This is a genomic window from Streptomyces sp. 6-11-2 (assembly GCF_006540305.1).
In the GTDB taxonomy this organism is placed as follows: Bacteria; Actinomycetota; Actinomycetes; order Streptomycetales; family Streptomycetaceae; genus Streptomyces.
The window spans coordinates 5,620,017-5,640,305 of record NZ_BJOR01000001.1 but is presented as its reverse complement, the minus strand read 5'-3'; the positions used below and the strand labels follow the sequence as shown (position 1 = coordinate 5,640,305).

The following is a 20,289-nucleotide window of genomic DNA, read 5'->3' as shown; positions in this document are numbered from 1 at the left end:
CGCAGGGGTCGACGGTGTGTTCAGGACGCGAAGGGGCGCGCCGGCCAGGGCGCCTCAGCCGGGCGCAGTGCGTCCAATCCGTCCCCCCGGCGCGCGGCGACCAGCGACAGGACGCCCACCACCAGGCAGTTGTTGTGCAGTTCGCCCGCGAGCACGCCCCGTACCAGTTCGTCCACCGGGATCCGCGCGTGCTCCATGTCGGTCTCCTCGTGCTCCGCCGCGAAGCGCTCGCCGACCGCCTCGGACAGGCCCCGGGCGAGGAAGATCCGCACGGACTCGTCGCAGCCGCCCGGGGTGGTGTAGACGTCGGTCAGCACCCGCCAGTCCTCGGCCTTGACGTGGGCCTCCTCGTACAGCTCGCGCTGGGCGGCGTGCAGCGGGTTCTCGCCGGGAACGTCGAGCAGGCCCGCCGGGATCTCCCACAGCCGCTGCCGCACCGGGTGGCGGTACTGGCGGATCAGCAGCACCCGGTCCTCCTCGTCGAGGGCGAGGACGGCCACGGAGCCCGGATGCACCTGGTAGTCGCGGGTGACCACGGAGCCGTCGGGCATGACGACGTCGTCGGTGCGGACGGAGGTCTTGCCGCCGACGAACGGGGTGCTGGTGGCCCGGATCTCCCACTCCTCCGGGATGTCCTTGATCGTCATGCCCTGGCCTTTCCGACGTGCGCAAACAGAACGGGGGTGCGCACCTTTGACGGTACGCACCCCCGCAACCGTACAACCGGGTGTGCTACTTGGAGTTCTTCCGCTCGACGGCGGCCTTCACCAGGCCCGCGAACAGCGGGTGCGGACGCGTCGGGCGCGAGCGCAGCTCCGGGTGCGCCTGGGTGGCGACCAGGTAGGGGTGGACCTCGCGCGGGTACTCCACGTACTCGACGAGCTTGCCGTCCGGGGAAGTGCCGGAGAAGACGATGCCCGCCTTCTTCTCCAGCTCCGCGCGGTAGGCGTTGTTCACCTCGTAGCGGTGGCGGTGGCGCTCCTCGACGTACTCCTTGCCGTCGTAGACCTCACGCACGATCGAGCCCTCGGCCAGCTTCGCCGGGTACATGCCGAGCCGCATGGTGCCGCCCATGTCGCCCTCGCCGGCGACGATGTCCATCTGCTCGGCCATGGTGGAGATCACCGGGTGGCCGGTGGCCGGGTCGAACTCGGTGGAGTTGGCGTCCGCGATGCCGGCGAGACTGCGGGCGGCCTCGATCACGATGCACTGCAGGCCCAGGCACAGGCCCAGCAGCGGGATGCCGTTCTCACGGGCGTAGCGGATGGCGCCGACCTTGCCGAGCACGCCGCGGTCGCCGAAGCCGCCCGGGATGCAGATGCCGTCGACGCCGGCGAGCTGCTGCTCGGCGCCGGCCGCGGTCTTGCAGTCGTCGGAGGTGACCCACTTGATCTTCACCCGGGCCCTGTTGGCGAAGCCGCCCGCGCGCAGCGCCTCGGTCACCGACAGGTAGGCGTCGGGCAGGTCGATGTACTTGCCGACCAGGGCGAGGGTGATCTCGTGCTCGGGCTTGTGGACGCGGTCCAGCAGGTCGTCCCAGGTCGTCCAGTCCACGTCGCGGAAGGGCAGGTCCAGCTTGCGCACGACGTAGGCGTCCAGGCCCTCGGAGTGCACGACCTTCGGGATGTCGTAGATCGACCGGGCGTCGGGGCAGGCGACCACGGCCGCCTCGTCGACGTCGCACATCAGGGAGATCTTGCGCTTGATCGCGGTGGGCACCTCACGGTCGCAGCGCAGCACGATCGCGTCCGGCTGGATGCCGATGTTGCGCAGCGCGGCGACCGAGTGCTGGGTCGGCTTCGTCTTCAGCTCCCCGGAGGGGCCGATGTAGGGAAGCAGCGAGATGTGCACGACGAAGACGTTGTCCCGGCCGACCTCGTGGCGGACCTGGCGGACGGTCTCCAGGAACGGCAGCGACTCGATGTCGCCGACCGTGCCGCCGACCTCGGTGATGACGACGTCCACCTCGTCGGTGGCCATGCGCCGGATGCGGTGCTTGATCTCGTTGGTGATGTGCGGGATGACCTGCACCGTGTCGCCCAGGTACTCGCCGCGCCGCTCCTTGGCGATGACCGTGGAGTACACCTGGCCGGTGGTGACGTTGGCGGAGCCGTCCAGGTCCCGGTCGAGGAAGCGCTCGTAGTGGCCGATGTCCAGGTCGGTCTCGGCGCCGTCGTTGGTGACGAACACCTCACCGTGCTGGAAGGGGTTCATCGTGCCCGGGTCGACGTTGAGGTACGGGTCCAGCTTCTGCATCACGACGCGCAGGCCCCGGGCCTTCAGCAGCATGCCCAGGCTGGAGGCGGTGAGGCCCTTGCCGAGCGAGGAGGCGACACCCCCGGTGACGAAGATGTGCTTGGTCGTCGTGGCTTTGCTGTTTCGGAAAGCAGCGGGCGGCATGGCCAAGAGGGGGCTCCCGTGGTCGCGGTCTGTCGTGCGGTACGGCTGGCCGGTCCGGGGAACCCGGTGTCCGGCTGAGGCGCCGTCGCTGCGGTTCGGGGGTTTCGAGCCCACCGGTCCACGGGCTACCAGGGTATCAGCGCCTGACGGGCATGGCTCCCGGCCACGCTCCGCGCACGCTCCGACACGTGCGCGTACCACTCACAGGTCCCTCACCCATGGCTCACTCGTTCGGCGCACCCGGGTTGCCCGGAGCGGCACGCAGATCATCTACGTGCGTCGTATCCTGCTCGGACACTCGCTGAGGAGCCCCGCCGGCAACACGGCACCACCCCCGTCCGTATGACCCGGAACAACAAGAGCTCGTCAGTTCGTTGAGCAAGGGTTGTCGTTCTGCCCCCACGGCCGACCGGCGGTCCCCCCACCGCTCGACGACGCATTACCACCACCCCTTGACCGCACTAGCGACAGCCCCTTCGCGGGGTGTGACGTGGCCGTTCGACTGGAGTTGCACGTGGCCGGGCGCATCGAAGATTACGCACTCATCGGAGACATGCAGACCGCTGCCCTGGTCTGCCGGGACGGGACAGTCGACTGGCTGTGCCTGCCCCGCTTCGATTCCCATGCCATCTTCGCCGGCCTGCTGGGTACCGAGGAACACGGTTTCTGGCGGATCGGGCCGGCGTTCGCGGCCGGCACACAGCCGCCCACGGCGGCCCGGCGCAGTTACCGCGGTGACTCGCTGATCCTGGAATCCGAGTGGGACACCCCGCGCGGCACGGTCCGCGTGACGGATTTCATGCCCCCGCGCGACGGCGCCCCGCAGGTGATCCGCATCGTGGAGGGCGTCACCGGCCGGGTGCCGATGCGCTCCACGCTGCGCATGCGCTTCTCCTACGGCCGGGTCGTGCCGTGGGTGCACCGGCACGAGGGCCGCACGGTGGCGGTGGCGGGTCCGGACTCCGTGTGGTTCGACACATCGGTGAAGACCTACGGCAAGTCGCTGACCACGTACGCGGACTTCACCGTCGCTCCCGGTGACCGGATCGCGTTCACCATCTCCTGGCAGGCGTCGCACAAGGAGCCGCCGCCGCTGCCGGAGCCGGAGCAGTCGCTGGAGGCGACGGATGAGTTCTGGCGCGATTGGGTCGGGCACTGCACGTACCACGGGCCCTACCGCGAGGCCGTGGTCCGCAGCCTGATCACGCTCAAGGCCCTGACCTACGCCCCGACCGGCGGCATCGTGGCGGCCCCCACCACGTCGCTGCCCGAGGACATCGGCGGCGTACGCAACTGGGACTACCGCTACACCTGGCTGCGCGACGCGGCGATCACCCTGTCCTCGCTGCTGCGCACCGGCTACCGCGAGGAGGCCCGCGCCTGGCGCGAGTGGCTGCTGCGGGCCGTCGCCGGCGATCCGGACAACCTCCAGATCATGTACGGCATCGCCGGCGAGCGCGAACTGGGCGAGGCGGAGCTGGACTGGCTGCCCGGCTACGAGAACTCCGCGCCGGTCCGGGTGGGCAACGGCGCCGCGCACCAGCTCCAGCTGGACGTCTACGGCGAGGTCACCGAGGCCCTGCACCTGGCCCACATGACGGGCCTGGCCCGCAACGACTACGCCTCCCTGCTCCAGCTCAAGCTGATCCAGTACCTGGAGAAGCACTGGCAGGAGCCGGACGAGGGCATCTGGGAGGTGCGCGGGCCGCGCCGCCACTTCGTGCACTCCAAGGTCATGGCCTGGGTCGCCGTCGACCGCACCATCAAGCTCATCGAGTCCGGGGAGGCCGACGGCCCGCTGGAGCGCTGGAAGGTGCTGCGGGACGACATCCACCGCGAGGTGTGCGAGAAGGGCTACGACAAGGAGCGCAACACCTTCACGCAGTCGTACGGTTCGCGGGAGCTGGACGCGTCCTTGCTGCTCATCCCGCAGATGGGCTTCCTGCCGCCGGACGACAAGCGGGTCATCGGCACCATCGAGGCGATCCAGCGCGAGCTGTCCACCGCGGACGGGTTCATCCTGCGCTACCCCACCGACGGCGACCACGCGGGCGTCGACGGCCTGCCCGGCGACGAGGGCGCCTTCCTCGCCTGCTCCTTCTGGATGGCCGACGACCTGGCGATGATCGGCCGCGTGGACGAGGCGCGCAAGCTCTTCGACAAGCTCCTCTCGCTCCGCAACGACCTGGGCCTCCTCGCCGAGGAGTGGGACCCGCGCCGCCAGCGCCAGGTGGGCAACTTCCCCCAGGCCTTCAGCCATGTGCCGCTGATCGACACGGCCCTGCGCCTGACGGCGAGCGGCGCCTACGGAGGCTGACCCGGCGCCGGGCGGGCGAACGCGCGCGCCCGGCGGTCGGCCCAGCTCAGGGTGGTCGGACCGCTCCGGCCACCCGACGCTGCCGCCGCGTCGCGGGCAGAGGTAGCGTCCGCTTCATGGACCGCAGATTCGACACCGAGGGCACCGGCATCACCGTCCGGCGCGCCCTCGAACTGCCCGGCCTGCGCAGCGGCCTCCCCGAGGTCCTCGCCGGCGCCGACAAGCTGACCCGCACCGTCCGCTGGGTGCACGCCGGCGAGGTCCCCAACATCGCCTCCCTCCTCAAGGGCGGCGAACTCCTGCTGACCACCGGCTACGGACTCGGCACCCGCCCCGCCGACCAGCGGGCCTTCGTGCGCACCCTCGCCGACCGCGGCATCGCGGCCCTGGTGGTGGAGCTGGGCCCGCGCTTCACCCGCCTGCCCACCGCCCTCGTCGAGACCGCGCGGTCCGCCGGCCTCCCCCTCGTCCAGCTGCACCGCGAGGTGCCGTTCGTGGCGGTCACCGAGGAGATCCACACGGAGATCGTCAACGGTCACTACGCGCTGCTCCAGCGGGCCGAGGAGGTGCACCGCCGCTGCACTCAGGCACTGCTCGGCGGCGGCGGAGTGCCGCAGGTGCTCGGCATCCTGGCCGACTTCGGCGGCAACCCGGTCTTCCTGGAGACCCCGGACGGACAGTTGTTGTACGCGGCCGGCTCCGGCCCCGAGGGCGCCGATCCGCTCCAGGTCTGGGAGGGACTGCGCGGCCAGCGCAAGGACGCGGCGCCGCCGGCCGGTTCGGTCGTCGTGGACGTGCCCGGCGGCGGACCGGGCACCGGCTCGGTGCGCGCCCGGCTCGTGCTGCTGCCGGTCCGCTCGCCGCTGGCCCCGGTGCACCGCATGGCCGCCGAGCGGGCGGCGGGTCTCCTCGCCGTGGTGCTGATGCAGGCCCGCCAGGAGGAGGAGCTGGCGGCGCGCGGCCGCGGCGACTTCCTCACCGACCTCGCCGAGGGGCGTATCGCCGCGGAGGACGCTCCCGCGCAGGCCCGGGTCCTCGGCTTCAAGCCGGGCAACAGCCCGCTGCTGCCCGTGGTGATGCGGCTCGGCGACGCGCTCGCGTCCACCGGGGACACCGCCCGGCCGAGCGCGGCCGCCGGCGGCGGGGGCTGGGCGGTACTGGCCCGCGCGGTCGCCGAGGAACTCGCCTCGGTGGGCGTGCCGGTGCTGCTGGGCGTGCGGCCGGTCGAGGGCCGGGTGCCGCTGCTGATCGGCCTGCGCTCGGAGAAGGAGCGGCCCACTGTCGCGGACCGGGTCGCGGCGGCCCTGCGGGCGGGTGTGGAGCGGGCCGGGATGCGGCGGCCGGGCGGGCAGCCGGAGGTGGTGGTCGTCGGTGTGGCGGGCGGCTGGGCGGCCGCCTCGGCGGGCCTGCGGCACGCGGCGGAGGCGGCGACGGCGGCGCAGGGGCTGCCGGACCGGCCCTGGTACGACGCCCGCCGCCTGGACATCGACCTGCTGCTGTGGCGGCTGCGCGACCACCCCGACCTGGCGGCCTTCGTGGACCGCGCGATCGGCCCGCTGCGGGACCACGACCTGCGCTCGAAGCCGCCGCTGCTGCCCACCCTTCAGACGTATCTGGCGCACGCGGGCCGCAAGGCGGAGACCGCCCGCGAGCTGCACCTGAACCGGCAGACGCTCTACAACCGCCTGGCCCGGATCGGGGAGTTGCTGGGCACCGACCTCGACGACCCGCAGACGGTCCTGGCCCTGAGTCTGGCCCTGCGGGCCCGCCGGCACGTGCCGTGAGCGTCAGGTCAGCGGCCGGGGCCGGGTCAACTCGTCGTAGACGCTGAGCACCTGGGCGACCGTGTCGTCCTCGGTCGGCCAGGTGGCGGCCTGCCGGGTGCCCATGTCCCGCAGCGCCTCGCGGCGTTCGGGGTCGCCGAGCAGCCGTATGACGGCGCCGGTGAACGCGTCCACGTCCTGGTCCGGTACCAGTTCGGCCGCGTCGCCCACGAGTTCGGGCACCCCGCCGGTCCGCGCGGCGACGAGCGGCACCCGCGCGTGCAGGGCCTCCTGGGCGAGGACGGAGCGGGCCTCCCAGCTCCTGGGCAGCAGGGCCAGGTCGGCGGCGGCCAGCAGCTCGCGGACGTCGTCCCGCCGCCCGAGGAGCCGGACCGGCAGTTCCTCGTCCTCGATCCGCCGCTGGAACTCCGCACGCAGGGGCCCCTCCCCCGCGACGACGAGCAGCGGCACGGGTTCCATGAGGCGCCAGGCGCGGGCCGCGTCCAGCAGCAGCTCGTGGCCGCGGCCCGGGTCCAGGGAAGCCACGGCGATCAGCAACGGCCGGTCGATGGCGCCGAGTTCGGCCCGCACCTTGGAGCATGGACGGTCCGGGTGCTCGTATCCGGCGGTCGGCCGGGGCACCGCGACGGCGGCGAGCCGGGCGTCCCGCGCGCCTCGCCCGCGGGCCCGGTCGACGAGTTCGGAGGTGGTGCCGAGCACGACGGTGGCGGCCTTGACCACACGGCGCTCCAGAAGCCGCATCAGGTGCGCGCGGGCCCCTTCGGCGTGCACGTGGTTGTGCCAGGTCACCACGAGGGGCGTGCTGCGGCCGCTGAGCGCCAGCACGGCGCGGAACGAGGCGTGCAGCCCGTGCGCGTGCACCAGGTCGGCGTCCGCGCAGACCGTGCGCAGCGCGGCCACGGACACCGGGTCGCTGCTGCGCGGCACGTGCACGTGCTGGGCGCCGACGCCGGTGAAGGAGTAGGCGCGGTCGGCCTCGGCGGGGGCGCACACCGTCACCCGCACGCCCCGGGCGACCAGGCCCGCGGCCAGCGACCGCACGTGCGCGCTGCTGCCGGCGTTGCCTCCGCCCAGCACCTGCACGGTGCGCAGCGTCGACTGACCGTGCGATACGTGGCTGCTCACGGGGCTCACGCGGCCGGGGCTCCTGGTTCGGCGTCGGGAGGGTCACGGGAAACGTACAGAAGGTATCGAGCCGGGGTACAAAGCCGCACACGCTGTCCCGGCTCACTGCCCCCGGCGTCCAAGGATGCCAGTACGTACGGGTGTTCCGGGTCGGCGGTGGGTGCCGGGCGCCTGCGGGAACGGTTCGACAGCTTGACGCCGGATCACTCATAAGAGTGAAACCGGCGGGTCGGTGCCGCCCTCGGCGCGTTCATTTTCTCCCCGTGCGCGGGAGCGGCGGCCACCGCGAGAGCGTACGGGCCCGGTCCGCCGCGCCCCTCGCACGCGACGGCGCCACGCCCAGGGCGTGCGCCCCCGTACCACCGCTCACCACCCGCTCCCCGAACGCGCGGGGCAGCACCGCCGCGGTGACTCCTCTGACGGCGTCCGGTCCACCGCGCGGCAGCGCGGACACCGCGCCGGCCAACCGACCGGGCCGCGCGACCGACCCGGCAGACGCGGCCCGCGCCGCCGGACCCGCCACGGACCGCACACGGTCGGCCCCGGACGCGGCTACCACGGCCACCGCCGGCCCGGCGCACACGGCCGGCACCGCCGGGGTCGCCGCGGACCGCACCCAGACCGCCTCGGACCGCAGCCACTACAGCCACCGCCCACCCGGCACACACGGCCGGCACCGCCGGACCCACCGTGGACCGCACACGGTCGGCCCGGGACACGGCCGTCGCGGCCGTCGCCGGTCCGGGGTACCGCCCGATGGGCCGTCCCGCGTGGTGCGTGCGGCCCCAGCATTCGCGTCCGGCCGGTGGTGTGCGCGGGGTGGCGGCGCGGGAGATCATTTCGCCACCCTACGCACTTCCTAGTGCTGTGACCGGAAAGGTTCACCGGCTCGCGACGCCCGGCACGGCACTCCCCCAGCCTTCGGCCGGGGGTATCCCCACGCCGCGTTGTCGCATCACCCGAATACATCCAGTACGCGGGCAATGCTCCGCCTTGCGATGTACCGCACCGGACGCCGCGAGCTTCCCGGCAAACCTTCCCGGCCACAGCACTAGGCGTCCGCCCGGGCCGTGGCGAGCAGTTCCTCGGCGTGTGCCCGGGCCGTCTGCGAGTCCTCTTGGCCGGCCAGCATCCGGGACAGCTCCCGGACGCGGTCCTCGCCCTCGAGCACCTTCACGCCCGACCGGGTCACCGAGCCGTCGTTGGTCTTCTCCACCAGCAGCTGCCGGTCCGCGAAGGCGGCGACCTGGGGCAGGTGGGTGACGACGACGACCTGGGCGCTCTTCGCCAGCCGGGCCAGGCGCCGCCCGATCTCCACGGCCGCCTTGCCGCCGACGCCCGCGTCGACCTCGTCGAAGAGATACGTCGGCACCGGATCCGTCCCGGCGAAGACGACCTCGACGGCCAGCATCACGCGCGACAGCTCACCACCGGAGGCACCCTTGGCGATCGGCCGGGGCGGCGCCCCGGGGTGCGGGGCAAGGAGCAGTTCGACCTCGTCGGCGCCGGTCGGCCCGCAGGCGACGGTACGGCCGTCGACCTCGACGCCCTCGGGATCCTCGGTCTGCCGGATGTCGAACGACACGCGCGCGTGCGGCATGGCCAGGGAGGCCAGCTCGGCCGTCACGGCGGCGGCGAACCGCTCGGCGGCCTCCGTGCGGGCGTCCGTCAACGCCTGGGCCAGACCTCCCAGTTCGATGCGCAGCGCGTCCCGCTCGGCGGTCAGCTCCCCGATCCGCTCGTCGTCGCCGTCCAGCTCGGTGAGGCGGGCGGCGCTCCGCTCGGCCCAGGCGAGTACGGCGGCGACGCCCTTCTCGTACTCGCCGTACTTGCGGGTCAGCGCGCCGAGCGCGGCCCGCCGTTCCTCCACCGCCGCCAGCCGCAGCGGATCGGCGTCCAGGTCGTCGGCGTACCCCGCCAGTTCCCCGGCCACGTCGCCGAGCAGGATGCCGATCTCGCCGATGCGGTCGGCGAGCGCGGCCAGCGCCGGATCGTGCGACCGCACGGCCTCCAGGGCCCGCTGGGCGCCCGCGACGAGGGTGGCCGCGTCGATGCCCTCGGGGTCCTCCGGATTGCCCGCGAGGGCGGCGTGCGCGGCCGTCGCGGCGGCGGACAGCGCCTCGGCGTGGCCGAGCCGCTCCGCCTCCTCGGCCAGCTCGGTGTCCTCCCCGGCCCGTGGTTCGACCCCGGCGATCTCGTCGAGGCCGTAGCGCAGCATGTCGGCCTCCTGGGCCCGCTCACGCGCACGCGTGGTGATCTCGTCCAGCTCCGCGGTCACGACGCGGAGCCGGCGGTAGGCCTCGGCGTACTTGGCGAGCGGCACGGCGACGGCGTCGCCCGCGTACCGGTCGAGCGCCTGCCGCTGCCGGGTCAGTTTGAGCAGTCCCTGCTGGTCGGTCTGCCCGTGCACGGCCACCAGTTCGTCGGCGAGTTCGGCGAGCAGCCCCACCGGCACGCTCCGTCCGCCCAGGTGCGCCCGTGAGCGGCCCTCGGCGGAGACGGTACGGCTGATCAGCAGCGCCCCGTCGTCGAGCTCGGCGCCGGCCTCCTCGGCCCGTACGGCGGCGGAGGCGTCCGCGGGTACGCTGACCCGCCCCTCCACGACCGCTTTTCCGGCGCCGATCCGTACCAGCGCCGGATCCGCGCGTCCGCCCAGCAGCAGTCCCAGACTGGTGACCACCATGGTCTTGCCCGCACCGGTCTCACCGGTGACGGCGGTGAACCCCGGCGACAGCTCGACGACCGCGTCGTCAATCACTCCGAGTGACCGTATCCGCATCTCCTCCAACACGACCACGACCATACGAGGTTTTGGTCGCGCCGTGCGACGCCACCCCACCCTTGGAGGGGCACCCAGGGGGCAGCCGGTGCACCCGTGTCCCGGGACGGCAGTCCTAGTGCGGTGCCCCGCGCCACCCCGAGACCGGCAGCGCGAACTTGGCGACCAGGCGGTCCGTGAACGACGCGTGGTGCAGGCGGGCCAGCCGGACCGGTACCGCTCCGCGGCGCACCTCCACGCGCGCGCCGGGCGGCAGTTCGACCGTGCGCCGCCCGTCGCACCACAGCACGCCCGGCGGGACGTGCGGCAGCACCTCGACGGCCAGCACGGAGTCGGGCGACGTCACCAGGGGCTTGGCGAACAGCGCGTGCGCGGAGATCGGCACCATCAGCAGCGCCTCGACCTCCGGCCACACCACGGGCCCGCCGGCGGAGAAGGCGTACGCGGTGGACCCGGTGGGGGTGGCGCAGACGATGCCGTCGCAGCCGAACCCGGTCACCGGACGCCCGTCGATCTCGAGCACGATCTCCAGCATCCGCTCGGCGGACACCTTCTGCACGGCCGCCTCGTTCAGCGCCCAGTCGGTGTGCACGATGTCCCCGTTGCGGTGCACGACCACGTCGACGGTCATGCGCTCCTCGACCTCGTACGCCTTGCTGACCACCCGGTCGACGACCTTGTCGAGGTCGTCCCGCTCGGCCTCGGCGAGGAAGCCGACCCGCCCGAGGTTGACGCCGAGCATCGGCACGCCCGAGGCGCGGGCGAACTCGGCGCCGCGCAGCAGGGTGCCGTCACCGCCCAGCACGATGAGCAGCTCGCACCCGTCGAGACACTGCGGGGTGGCCTCCTTGACGAGCTCCACCTCGTCCGGCAGCGGCAGGTCGCGTGCCTCCGCCTCCAGGACGCGTACGCCGATGCCGGACAGCAGCAGCCCTTTGACCACGAGCTCGGCACTGCGGATGGCGGCCGACCGGCCGGTGTGGGCCAGCAGGAAAACGGTTCGAGCTTGGGTCTGTGTCAACGCGGCCCCTCCGCCACTGCGCGGTCAACATCGGCCGGGTCCAGGGCGGGCGCCCCGGCACGCAGCCACAGAAAGTATTCGACGTTCCCGGAGGGTCCGGGCAGCGGACTGGCGGTGACGCCTTCGGCCCCCAGTCCCAGTTCCCACGCCTTCCCGGCCACGGTCCGCACGGCCTCGGCCCGCAGCTCCGGACTCCGTACGACGCCCCCGCTGCCCAGCCGTTCCTTCCCCACCTCGAACTGCGGCTTGACCATCATCACCAGATCGGCGTCCGGCCTCGCGCACCGCACCAGGGCGGGCAGCACCAGGCCGAGTGGGATGAAGGACAGATCCCCCACGACAAGATCCACAGGCTCCCCATCGATCGCTTCGAGCGTCAACTCGCGTACGTTCGTACGGTCCTTGACGGTGACGCGTTCATCGCTCTGCAAAGTCCAGGCGAGTTGTCCGTATCCGACGTCGACGGCGACGACGTGTGCGGCGCCCGCGCGCAGCAGCACGTCGGTGAAGCCTCCGGTGGACGCGCCGGCGTCCAGTGCCCGCCGTCCCTCGACGACCAGCCCGCGTGGTACGAAGGCCTTCAGCGCGCCCGCGAGCTTGTGCCCGCCCCGGGAGACGTAGTCGGGGTCACTGTCGTCGACGGCGACGACGATGGCGGCGGCGGTCTCCACCTGGGTGGCGGACTTGGTCGCGACGGTCCTGCCGACGGTGACCCGCCCGGCGGCGATCAGCTGGCCGGCGTGCTCGCGCGAGCGTGCGAGCTTCCGGCGGACCAGCTCCGCGTCGAGACGGCGGCGTGCGACTCCTGCCACGTTCGGTTCAGCTCCTGTGTCGGTACGGCGGTGACTGCGCGGGGGGCGCCGGAGGTGCCGGACTGGCGTCGAGCGCGGTGAGCGCGTCGCGCAGCCCCCCGTGTACATCCTCGTACACCTCGAGGTGTCCGTCCGTGGCGAGGTGGTCGGCGTCACCGAGCCGTTCCAGGGCCGCGTCGACACGGGCGTCGCCGGTGGGGGTGCGGGGCACGAGCAGCGGGGCGGGGGCCGCGGGGTCGTGCTCGCCGGTCGCGTCGGCCGCCTCGCCGCCGGGCGGTGGAGCCTCCCCCTCGGGGTCCGCCGCCTCCTCCCGGACCTCCGTCCCGGTCACAGAGTCGCTCATGCCCAGACGCTACCGCGAAGCCCTGGGGTAACGTCGGTGGTGATGGCAACGATCGAGGAGTGCCGCAGCGCACTCGAAAGACTCTCCGACAACATGGCGACAGCGGAAGGGGACGCCCGCGAGGCGGCGGCCCTGGACCGCTCGGTGAGCTGCCACATCAAGGATCTGGACGTCACCTTCCTGGGCCGCCTCGTCGGCGGCCGGATAGAGGTGCGGGACACCGTTCAGGGCCCGCCGCCCGGGAAGGCCGAGATCCGGCTCGCCATGACCGGCGACGACCTGCTCGCGCTGGTCGGCGGGGAGCTGGCGTTCGCCAAGGCCTGGGGGTCGGGGCGGGTGAAGCTCCAGGCGAGCCTGTTCGACCTGATGCGGCTCACGAAACTTCTGTAGCGGCCAGGCCGGCGGCCGTGCCGTGGGCCGCCGCACGGGCGCGGGCCGCACGCGCCGCCGGCACCACCAGCGGCGTACCGGTCTCCGGGTCCTCGATGACCTGGCAGCGCAGCCCGAACACCTCCTCCACCAGTTCGGCGGTGACGATCTCGTTCGGCGCGCCCTGGGCGATGACCCGGCCGCCGCGCAGGGCGACGAGGTGGGTGGCGTAGCGGGCGGCGTGGTTCAGGTCGTGCAGCACGGCGACGAGGGTGCGCCCCTGCTCCTCGTGCAGTTCGGCGCACAGGTCGAGGACGTCGATCTGGTGCTGGATGTCCAGGTACGTCGTCGGCTCGTCGAGCAGCAGCAGCGGCGTCTGCTGGGCCAGCGCCATGGCGATCCACACGCGCTGCCGCTGGCCACCCGACAGCTCGTCGACGTACCGCTCGGCGAGCCGGGCGACGCCGGTCCGTTCCATGGACTCGCGTACGACCCGCTCGTCCTCGGCGGACCACTGACGCAGAATCCCCTGGTGCGGGTAGCGGCCGCGGCCCACGAGGTCGGCGACGGTGATCCCGTCGGGCGCGATCGAGGACTGCGGCAGCAGGCCGAGCGTCCGGGCGACCTTCTTGGCGGGCATCGACTGGATGACCTGCCCGTCGAGCAGTACCCGGCCCCGGCTGGGCCTGAGCATCCGCGACAGCGCCCGCAGCAGTGTGGACTTGCCGCAGGCGTTGGGGCCGACGATCACCGTGAAGGAGTTGTCGGGTATCTCCACCGACAGCTGCTCGGCGATGACGCGCTGGTCGTAGGCGAGGGTGACGTTGTCGGCGGACAGGCGGTTCACGGTGCTCCTTCGGTTGCTCACTGCGTTGCTGCGGGCGCTCATATCCGCCCGGCCCTGCGCTCGGTGACCAGCAGCCACAGCAGGTAGACCCCGCCGAGCACGCCCGTGACCACGCCGACCGGCAGCTGGTCGGCGCCGAAGGCGCGCTGCGCGGTCAGGTCGGCGGTGACCAGCAGCGCGGCGCCCATGCACAGGGACGGCACCAGGTTGGGGCCCGGGGAGCGGGTGAGGCGCCGGGCGAGCTGCGGCGCGGTCAGGGCCACGAAGCTCACGGGGCCGGCGGCCGCGGTGGCGGCGGCGACCAGCAGGACGGCACAGCCCATCAGCAGCAGCCGTACGCGTTCGACGCGCACCCCGAGGGCGTAGGAGACGTCGTCGCCCATCTCCAGCATCCGCAGGGCGCGCGCGTTCGCGAGGACGACCGGGAGGACCACGGCGCACAGCACGGCCAGCGGTCCGACCTGGGTCCAGTCGCGCCCGTTCAGCGAACCGGTCATCCAGACCACCGCACGGGCCGCGTCCACGAAGTCGGCCTTGGTGATCAGGTAGCCGTTGACGGCGGTGACCACCGCGGAGACGCCGATGCCGACCAGGACCAGCCGGTACCCGTGCACGCCCTGCTTCCAGGCCAGCAGGTAGATGGCCGTGCCGGTGACCAGGCCGCCCACGAGCGCGCCGAGGGTGACCGCGCCGGCGCTGCCCGAGAACAGGACGATGACGGTGAGCGCGCCGGCGGCCGCGCCCTGGGAGAGGCCGAGCACGTCCGGGCTGCCCAGCGGGTTGCGGGAGACGGACTGGAACAGTGCGCCGCCGACGCCGAGGCAGCCGCCGACCAGGAGACCGACGAGGACGCGCGGCAGCCGCAGTTCGCGGACGACGAACTCCTGCCCCGGACTGCCCTGGCCGACGAGCGTCCTGAGCACGTCGGAGGCCGGGATCGGGAAGTCTCCGGTGCCGATCAGCACGACGCTCGCCGCGAGCGCGGCCAGCACCAGCAGGGCGACGACCGCGCACGTGCGGACGTCGAGGCGCAGGGACAGCCCGCCGGGGGTGCGCAGGGCCCGTACGGGGCGGGGGATGCGGGTGGTCTTCACAGCTGGGCCGTCCTCCGCCGCCGTACGAGCAGGATGAACACGGGGCCACCGATGATCGCGGTGACGATCCCGACCTGGAGCTCGGCGGGCCGGGCGACGACCCGCCCCACGACGTCGGCACCGAGCAGCAGCACGGGGGACAGGACAGTGGCGTAGGGCAGGATCCAGCGCAGGTCGGGTCCGGTGAAGGAGCGCACGACGTGCGGGACCATCAGCCCGACGAAGACGATCGGCCCGCAGGCGGCGGTCGCGGCCCCGCACAGCACGGTCGCGGCGAGCATGGCGAGCGCCCGGGTGCGGTTCAGATCGGCGCCCAGGGCGCGGGCGGTGTCGTCGCCCATGGCCATGGCGTTGAGCGGCCGGGCCAGCAGCAGGGCGACGACCGTGCCGACGGCGAAGAACGGGAGCACCTGGGTGACGGTCGCCGTCGTGGCGGAGGCGAGGGAACCCACGGTCCAGAACCGCATCCTGCCCAGCGCCGCCCCGTCCATGATCATCACGGCCTGGACGTAGCCGTACAGCGCGGCGCCGATCGCGGTTCCGGCGAGCGCGAGGCGTACGGGCGTGGCGCCCCGGCTGCCGCCGAGGAACCACACCAGGGCGCCCACGGCCGCGGCGCCGAGGAAGGCGAACCAGACGTAGCCGCTCAGGCTGGTCACGCCCAGGAAGGTGATGGCGGTGACGACGGCGGCGGACGCGCCCGCGTTGATGCCGAGGATGCCCGGATCGGCGAGCGGGTTGCGGGTCAGCGCCTGGAGCACGGCCCCGGCCAGCCCGAGCGCCGATCCGACGAGCAGGCCGAGGACGGTACGGGACAGCCGCTCGCCGACCACGACGTCGCCGTACGTCCCCGAGTCCTGGAACAGTCCGTGCCAGACCTGGGCCAAGGACAGCTCCTTCGCTCCGATCGCGATGCTCGCCAGGGCGACGAGCAGCAGTATCGCGACGGAGGCGAGGAGCCCAACGGCCCGCGCGCCTCGATGGGTTGGGGGCGCGGCGGCGGCCGCCGCGCGCTCTTCTGGGGGACTGTCGACCAACACGAGGTTAGGTTAGCCTACCCTCTCCACCGGCTCGACGGTTCCCGGCGCCTCGCCGGGTTCAGCGACGGGTTCAGAGCCCCAGTCGCGCCAGTGCCTTCCCCCCGTCCAGCTCGCACGCGTCCTCGCCGCCCGCCGTCCACGCCACCGCGCACAGCGCGCGCAGCCCGTCCAGCGCCTCCCCGTCGCCGTTCAGCTCAAGACCGGTGTCCGCCGTCGCCGTCCACCCGCCGCACCGGAAACCGTCACCCTCCCGGGTGATTTCCGGCTGCCCGGTGAGCAGCCCCCGCAGGTCCGCGTCGACATACGTCGGCCGGTGCCGAGGGGGCGCGGCGAGCAGCTTCGCGCCGTCGGTCACCCCGGTCAGGACGAGCAGCGAGTCGACCCCGCCGTTGAACGCGCCCTCGATGTCGGTGTCCAGCCGGTCCCCGACCACCAGCGGCCGCTCGGCACCGGTGCGCAGGATCGTCTCGCGGTGCATGGGCGGCAGCGGCTTGCCCGCCACCTGCGGCTCCGCGCCCGTGGCGATCCGGACGACCTCGACCGCCGCGCCGTTGCCCGGCGCGATCCCGCGTGCGCCCGGAATCGTCAGATCGGTGTTGGAGGCGAACCAGGGCACCCCGCGCGCGATGGCGTAGCACGCCTCCGCGAAACGCCCCCACGCGAGCTCCGGACCGCCGTAGCCCTGCACCACCGCCGCCGGATCGTCGTCGGCCGACTCGACCGGCTCCAGTCCGCGCTCGCGCAGCGCCGTGCGCAGTCCCTCACCGCCGATCACCAGCACGCGCGCGCCCTGCGGCACCTGGTCCGCGATCAGCCGGGCCACCGCCTGCGCGGAGGTGACCACATCGGCCGCCTCCGCCCGTATGCCCAGTTCGGTGAGGTGCGCGGCCACCGCGGCCGGGGTGCGCAGGGCGTTGTTGGTGACGTACGCCAGATGCATCCCGCCCGCTCGGGCGGTACCCAGCGAGTCGACCGCGTGTGCGATCGCGTGGCCGCCCGCGTAGACCACCCCGTCCAGGTCGAGCAGGGCCGTGTCGTACGCCTCGCTCAGGGCCTGTGCACTGCCTTCGGGCCTCGTCCTGACGCCCTGGGTCATTCCGCATCTCTCCTCATGAAACCCGTTTTCCCCCGATCATCCCCCACACCGCTGACACACGTACGATGCCGGGATGAACACAGCAGGTCATGCACCGGCGACAACGCGCCCGGGCCTCGAACTCACCCCGTTCCGCGGCCTGCGCTACGACCCCGACCGGGTCGGCAGCCTGGCCGCCGTGACGTCCCCGCCGTACGACGTCGTCGTGCGGCCCGACGGCCTGCACCACCTCCAGTCGGCCGATCCGTACAACATCGTCCGGCTGATTCTGCCGCAGGCCGAAACGCCCAGCGCCCGCAACAAACAGGCGGCGGAGACCCTGCGCCGCTGGCTCTCCGAGGGCGTCCTGGCCGCCGACCCGGAACCGGCCCTGTACGTCTACGAGCAGCGCGACGGCGACGGCATGCTGCAACGCGGACTGATCGGCGCGCTGCGCGTGTCGGAGCCGACGGAGGGCGTGGTGCTGCCGCACGAGGACGTCATGCCGCACGTGGTCGCGGACCGCGCCGCCCTGATGCGCGCGACCAGCGCCAATCTCGAACCGCTGCTGCTCACTTACCGCGGCGACGGCTCGACCGCCGCCACCACCATGCTCATCGAACGCGTCGCCGAACGGCCGCCGCTGCTGTCGACGACCACCGAGGACGGCTTCGGCCACCGCCTGTGGGCGGTCACCGACCCCGACGATCTCGCGCGCGTGCAGGGGGACCTGGCCCCACACCAGGCCCTGATCGCCGACGGCCATCACCGCTGGGCGACCTACCGCCGGCTGCGCGCGGAACACCCCTCCCCCAGCGCCTGGGACTACGGTCTGGTCCTCCTGGTCGACACGGCCCGCTACCCGCTCCGGGTTCGTGCCATCCACCGCCTGCTGCTCGGCCTGCCGGTCGCCGAAGCGCTGTCCGCCCTGGACGGCCTGTTCCGCGTACGGCGTCTGGACCTGCCCCTGACGGAAGCGCTGGAGGCGCTCGCGGACGCGGCCTGCGAGGGCAACGCCTTCCTGTTCGCCGGCGACGGCGCCTTCCATCTCGTGGACCGCCCGGACCCGGCCCTGCTGGCCCGTACGATCCCGGCGGAGCACCCCGCAGCCTGGCGCACCCTCGACGCGACCGTCCTGCACGCCACGCTCCTCGAGCACGTCTGGCACATCCCCGAGGACTCCCCGGCCCACATCGCGTACATCCACGACACGGTCGCCACCGTGGAGAAGGCCGAACGCGACGGCGGTACGGCCGTCCTGATGCACCCGGTCCGCGAGGAGGTCGTCCGCGACCTGGCCCGCCAGGGTGTCACGATGCCCCGCAAGTCGACGTCGTTCGGCCCCAAGCCGGCGTCGGGACTGGTGCTGAGGGCACTGGATCTCTGAAAACGACGAAGGGCGGGCCCCGGTGACCGGGGCCCGCCCTCTGCCTGTGACGGCCGGTGTGACGGCCTGACGACCGGTGGTGTCCGTCAGTCCTTGCCGGCCGGGTCGGCGTCGCCGCTCTCGCCGTTCTCGCCGGTCACGCCGTTGTCGCCGCTCTCGTGGCTCTCGTCGCTCTCAACTGGCTCGTCGTTCGTGCCGTTCTCGTCGAGGGCGTCGGTGAACTCCACACCGTCCAGCTCGGCCAGCCGGTCGGAGGCGTCGGTGCTGCCGTCGCGGTCGGCCTCGACGGCCTTGGCGAACCACTCCCGTGCCTCGGAGTCCCGGCCGGCGGCGAGCAGCGCGTCGGCGTAGGCGTACCGCAGACGCGCGGTCCACGGCTGGACCGAGCCGGAGGCCAGTTCGGGGCTCTGCAGCGTCACGATGGCCGCGTCCAGCTGATCCATGTCCCGCCGAGCGCCGGCCGCGACGAGCCGCATCTCCACCTGTCCGGCCTTGTCGAGCTTGTGCACCTCCGGCGCCCCGGCCATGTCCAGCGTCTTCTCCGGCCGTCCGAGACCGCGCTCGCAGTCCGCCATGACGGGCCACAGGTCCACGTTCCCGGTCATCCGCCGGGCGGCCCGGAACTCGGCGAGCGCCTCGCCGTACTTCTGGCTCGCGTACGCGGCGAACCCGGCCGCCTCCCGTACGGCGGCGACACGGGACGCCAGGCGCAGGGCCACCCTGGAGTAGCCGTAGGCACCCTCGGGGTCCTCGTCGATGAGCCGGGCGACCATCACCAGGTTCCTGGCGACATCCTCGGCGAGCGTCTTGGGCAGGCTCTGCAGCTCCTGCCGTACGTCCTTGTCGATCTCCTCGCCCGTGACGTCCTCCGGGATCGGCAGCCGCTTGATCGGCTCACGGTCCCGGTCCCGGTCGTCGCGGAAACGCCCGCCGCCGTGCCGGTCGTCACGGCCGCCCCGGAAACCACCCGGGCGTCCGCCCCGGTCGTCACGACGCGGGCCACGCCCACCACGGTCGTCACGGCCACGGAAGCCGCCACGGTCGCCGCGGTCGAAGTCACGGCGGTCGTCACGACGGTCGCCTCGGCCGAAGTCACGGCGGTCGTCACGACGGTCGCCTCGGTCGAAGTCACGGCGGTCGTCACGACGGTCGCCTCGGTCGAAGTCACGGCGGTCATCGCGGCGGTCGCCGCGGTCGCTGCGCTCGAAGTCCCGGCGGTCGTCCTTCCGGTGGTCGCGGCGCTCGTCACGGCGGTCATCGCGGCGATAGGTGGGGCGGTCGCCGCCCTCGCGGCGGAAGCCGCGGTCGCGGTCACGGTCGTCGCGACGGCCGTAGCCCCCGCGGTCACCGTCCCGCCGGTCGTCACGGCGGTCGTCACGGCGGTCGTCACGGCGATAGGTGGGGCGGTCGCCGCCCTCGCGGCGGAAGCCGCCACGATCCCCGCGCTCGCCCCGCTCGGGACGATCGCCCCGCTCGGGCCTGTCGTCACGACGGAAACCACCACGGTCGTCACGACGCCCGTAACCACCACGGTCGTCGTCACGACGGAAGCCTCGGCGGTCATCGCGGCGCGGTCCTCCGCGGTACCCGCCACGGTCACCGCGGTCACCACCGTCCCGGCGGTGCTGATCGCGCTCCGGGCGCTCGTCGGGAGAGTTGGCGGACATCGGTGACTCCTGTCTTCTGTACGGGAAATGCGAAAAGGACCCCTGGTCCCAGCTGAACGCTGGTGACCAGGGGTCCTCCAAAGATTGTTCGGCGGCGTCCTACTCTCCCACAGGGTCCCCCCTGCAGTACCATCGGCGCTGTGAGGCTTAGCTTCCGGGTTCGGAATGTAACCGGGCGTTTCCCTCACGCTATGACCACCGAAACACTATGAAACAATCAACCGGAGCC

17 protein-coding genes and 1 rRNA gene are annotated in these 20,289 nt (G+C 72.9%); 5 read left to right on the top strand and 13 right to left on the bottom strand.

Annotated features, from left to right (window positions below; translation table 11 throughout):
• Positions 1–20 precede the first annotated feature (20 nt).
• Both TNCT6_RS24855 and TNCT6_RS24850 read right to left on the bottom strand, forming a co-directional pair.
• Positions 21–647 carry an NUDIX hydrolase gene (locus TNCT6_RS24855; RefSeq protein WP_141362309.1) on the bottom strand — a complete coding sequence of 209 codons (627 nt, stop codon included), beginning with the start codon at positions 645–647 and terminating at the stop codon, positions 21–23.
• A gap of 85 nt (positions 648–732) precedes the next feature.
• Positions 733–2,400: a CTP synthase gene (locus tag TNCT6_RS24850; RefSeq protein ID WP_141362307.1), complete on the bottom strand. Its 1,668-nt coding sequence runs from the start codon at positions 2,398–2,400 to the stop codon at positions 733–735.
• 514 nt (positions 2,401–2,914) lie between these two features.
• Here TNCT6_RS24850 and TNCT6_RS24845 point away from each other — a divergent pair.
• Together TNCT6_RS24845 and TNCT6_RS24840 are read left to right on the top strand one after the other, a co-directional pair.
• Complete coding sequence (locus TNCT6_RS24845; protein WP_172633010.1) at positions 2,915–4,717, top strand: glycoside hydrolase family 15 protein; 1,803 nt, start codon at positions 2,915–2,917, stop codon at positions 4,715–4,717.
• Positions 4,718–4,833: 116 nt separating this feature from the next.
• Positions 4,834–6,501 carry a PucR family transcriptional regulator gene (locus TNCT6_RS24840; RefSeq protein ID WP_141362305.1) on the top strand — a complete coding sequence of 556 codons (1,668 nt, stop codon included), beginning with the start codon at positions 4,834–4,836 and terminating at the stop codon, positions 6,499–6,501.
• Between the two features lie 3 nt (positions 6,502–6,504).
• Here TNCT6_RS24840 and TNCT6_RS24835 read toward each other — a convergent pair whose 3' ends face one another.
• The 5 genes from TNCT6_RS24835 to TNCT6_RS24815 form a co-directional block, all read right to left on the bottom strand.
• Positions 6,505–7,635 carry a glycosyltransferase family 4 protein gene (locus TNCT6_RS24835; RefSeq protein ID WP_141362303.1) on the bottom strand — a complete coding sequence of 377 codons (1,131 nt, stop codon included), beginning with the start codon at positions 7,633–7,635 and terminating at the stop codon, positions 6,505–6,507.
• A 1,042-nt stretch (positions 7,636–8,677) separates the two neighbouring features.
• The gene (gene recN / locus TNCT6_RS24830) at positions 8,678–10,429 is read right to left on the bottom strand and encodes a DNA repair protein RecN (protein ID WP_172633009.1); all 1,752 of its coding nucleotides are present in this window, start codon (positions 10,427–10,429) and stop codon (positions 8,678–8,680) included.
• Between the two features lie 91 nt (positions 10,430–10,520).
• The gene (locus tag TNCT6_RS24825) at positions 10,521–11,426 is read right to left on the bottom strand and encodes an NAD kinase (RefSeq protein WP_141362301.1); all 906 of its coding nucleotides are present in this window, start codon (positions 11,424–11,426) and stop codon (positions 10,521–10,523) included.
• A complete protein-coding gene (locus TNCT6_RS24820; RefSeq protein ID WP_141362299.1) occupies positions 11,423–12,238 on the bottom strand; it encodes a TlyA family RNA methyltransferase in 816 nt (271 codons plus the stop codon). The genes TNCT6_RS24825 and TNCT6_RS24820 overlap by 4 nt, the downstream gene beginning before the upstream one ends.
• 7 nt (positions 12,239–12,245) lie before the next feature.
• Entirely contained in the window at positions 12,246–12,581 is a 336-nt protein-coding gene (locus TNCT6_RS24815; protein WP_141362297.1) for a hypothetical protein, read from the bottom strand.
• Positions 12,582–12,623: 42 nt separating this feature from the next.
• Here TNCT6_RS24815 and TNCT6_RS24810 point away from each other — a divergent pair, with 42 nt between their 5' ends.
• A complete protein-coding gene (locus TNCT6_RS24810) occupies positions 12,624–12,971 on the top strand; it encodes an SCP2 sterol-binding domain-containing protein (RefSeq protein ID WP_141362295.1) in 348 nt (115 codons plus the stop codon).
• On the opposite strand, the gene TNCT6_RS24805 is transcribed toward TNCT6_RS24810, so the two are convergent.
• From TNCT6_RS24805 to TNCT6_RS24790, 4 genes are all read right to left on the bottom strand, one after another.
• Positions 12,955–13,839, bottom strand: coding sequence for an ABC transporter ATP-binding protein (locus TNCT6_RS24805; protein ID WP_141362293.1), 885 nt, complete (start codon positions 13,837–13,839; stop codon positions 12,955–12,957). The genes TNCT6_RS24810 and TNCT6_RS24805 overlap by 17 nt on opposite strands.
• Positions 13,836–14,891 (bottom strand): iron chelate uptake ABC transporter family permease subunit, encoded by a 1,056-nt coding sequence (locus TNCT6_RS24800; protein WP_141362291.1) that lies wholly within the window; start codon positions 14,889–14,891, stop codon positions 13,836–13,838. Before TNCT6_RS24800 ends, TNCT6_RS24805 begins: the two co-directional genes overlap by 4 nt.
• Entirely contained in the window at positions 14,888–15,931 is a 1,044-nt protein-coding gene (locus TNCT6_RS24795) for an iron ABC transporter permease (RefSeq protein WP_141362289.1), read from the bottom strand. Before TNCT6_RS24795 ends, TNCT6_RS24800 begins: the two co-directional genes overlap by 4 nt.
• A 70-nt stretch (positions 15,932–16,001) precedes the next feature.
• Complete coding sequence (locus tag TNCT6_RS24790; protein ID WP_141362287.1) at positions 16,002–17,027, bottom strand: HAD-IIA family hydrolase; 1,026 nt, start codon at positions 17,025–17,027, stop codon at positions 16,002–16,004.
• A gap of 73 nt (positions 17,028–17,100) precedes the next feature.
• On the opposite strand from TNCT6_RS24790, the gene TNCT6_RS24785 reads away from it, so the two are divergent.
• Entirely contained in the window at positions 17,101–18,393 is a 1,293-nt protein-coding gene (locus TNCT6_RS24785) for a DUF1015 domain-containing protein (protein WP_141362285.1), read from the top strand.
• Positions 18,394–18,479: 86 nt separating this feature from the next.
• Here the strand turns inward: TNCT6_RS24785 and TNCT6_RS40465 are convergent, their stop codons facing one another.
• On the bottom strand, positions 18,480–19,274 hold the full coding sequence (locus TNCT6_RS40465; protein WP_216372854.1) for a tetratricopeptide repeat protein: 795 nt from the start codon (positions 19,272–19,274) through the stop codon (positions 18,480–18,482).
• Between the two features lie 54 nt (positions 19,275–19,328).
• Between TNCT6_RS40465 and TNCT6_RS40460 the strand changes: the two genes are divergently transcribed.
• Positions 19,329–20,066, top strand: coding sequence for a hypothetical protein (locus tag TNCT6_RS40460; RefSeq protein WP_216372866.1), 738 nt, complete (start codon positions 19,329–19,331; stop codon positions 20,064–20,066).
• Positions 20,067–20,146: 80 nt separating this feature from the next.
• Here the strand turns inward: TNCT6_RS40460 and rrf are convergent.
• Positions 20,147–20,263: ribosomal RNA gene (rrf, locus tag TNCT6_RS24775) — 5S ribosomal RNA — on the bottom strand.
• Positions 20,264–20,289 lie beyond the last annotated feature (26 nt).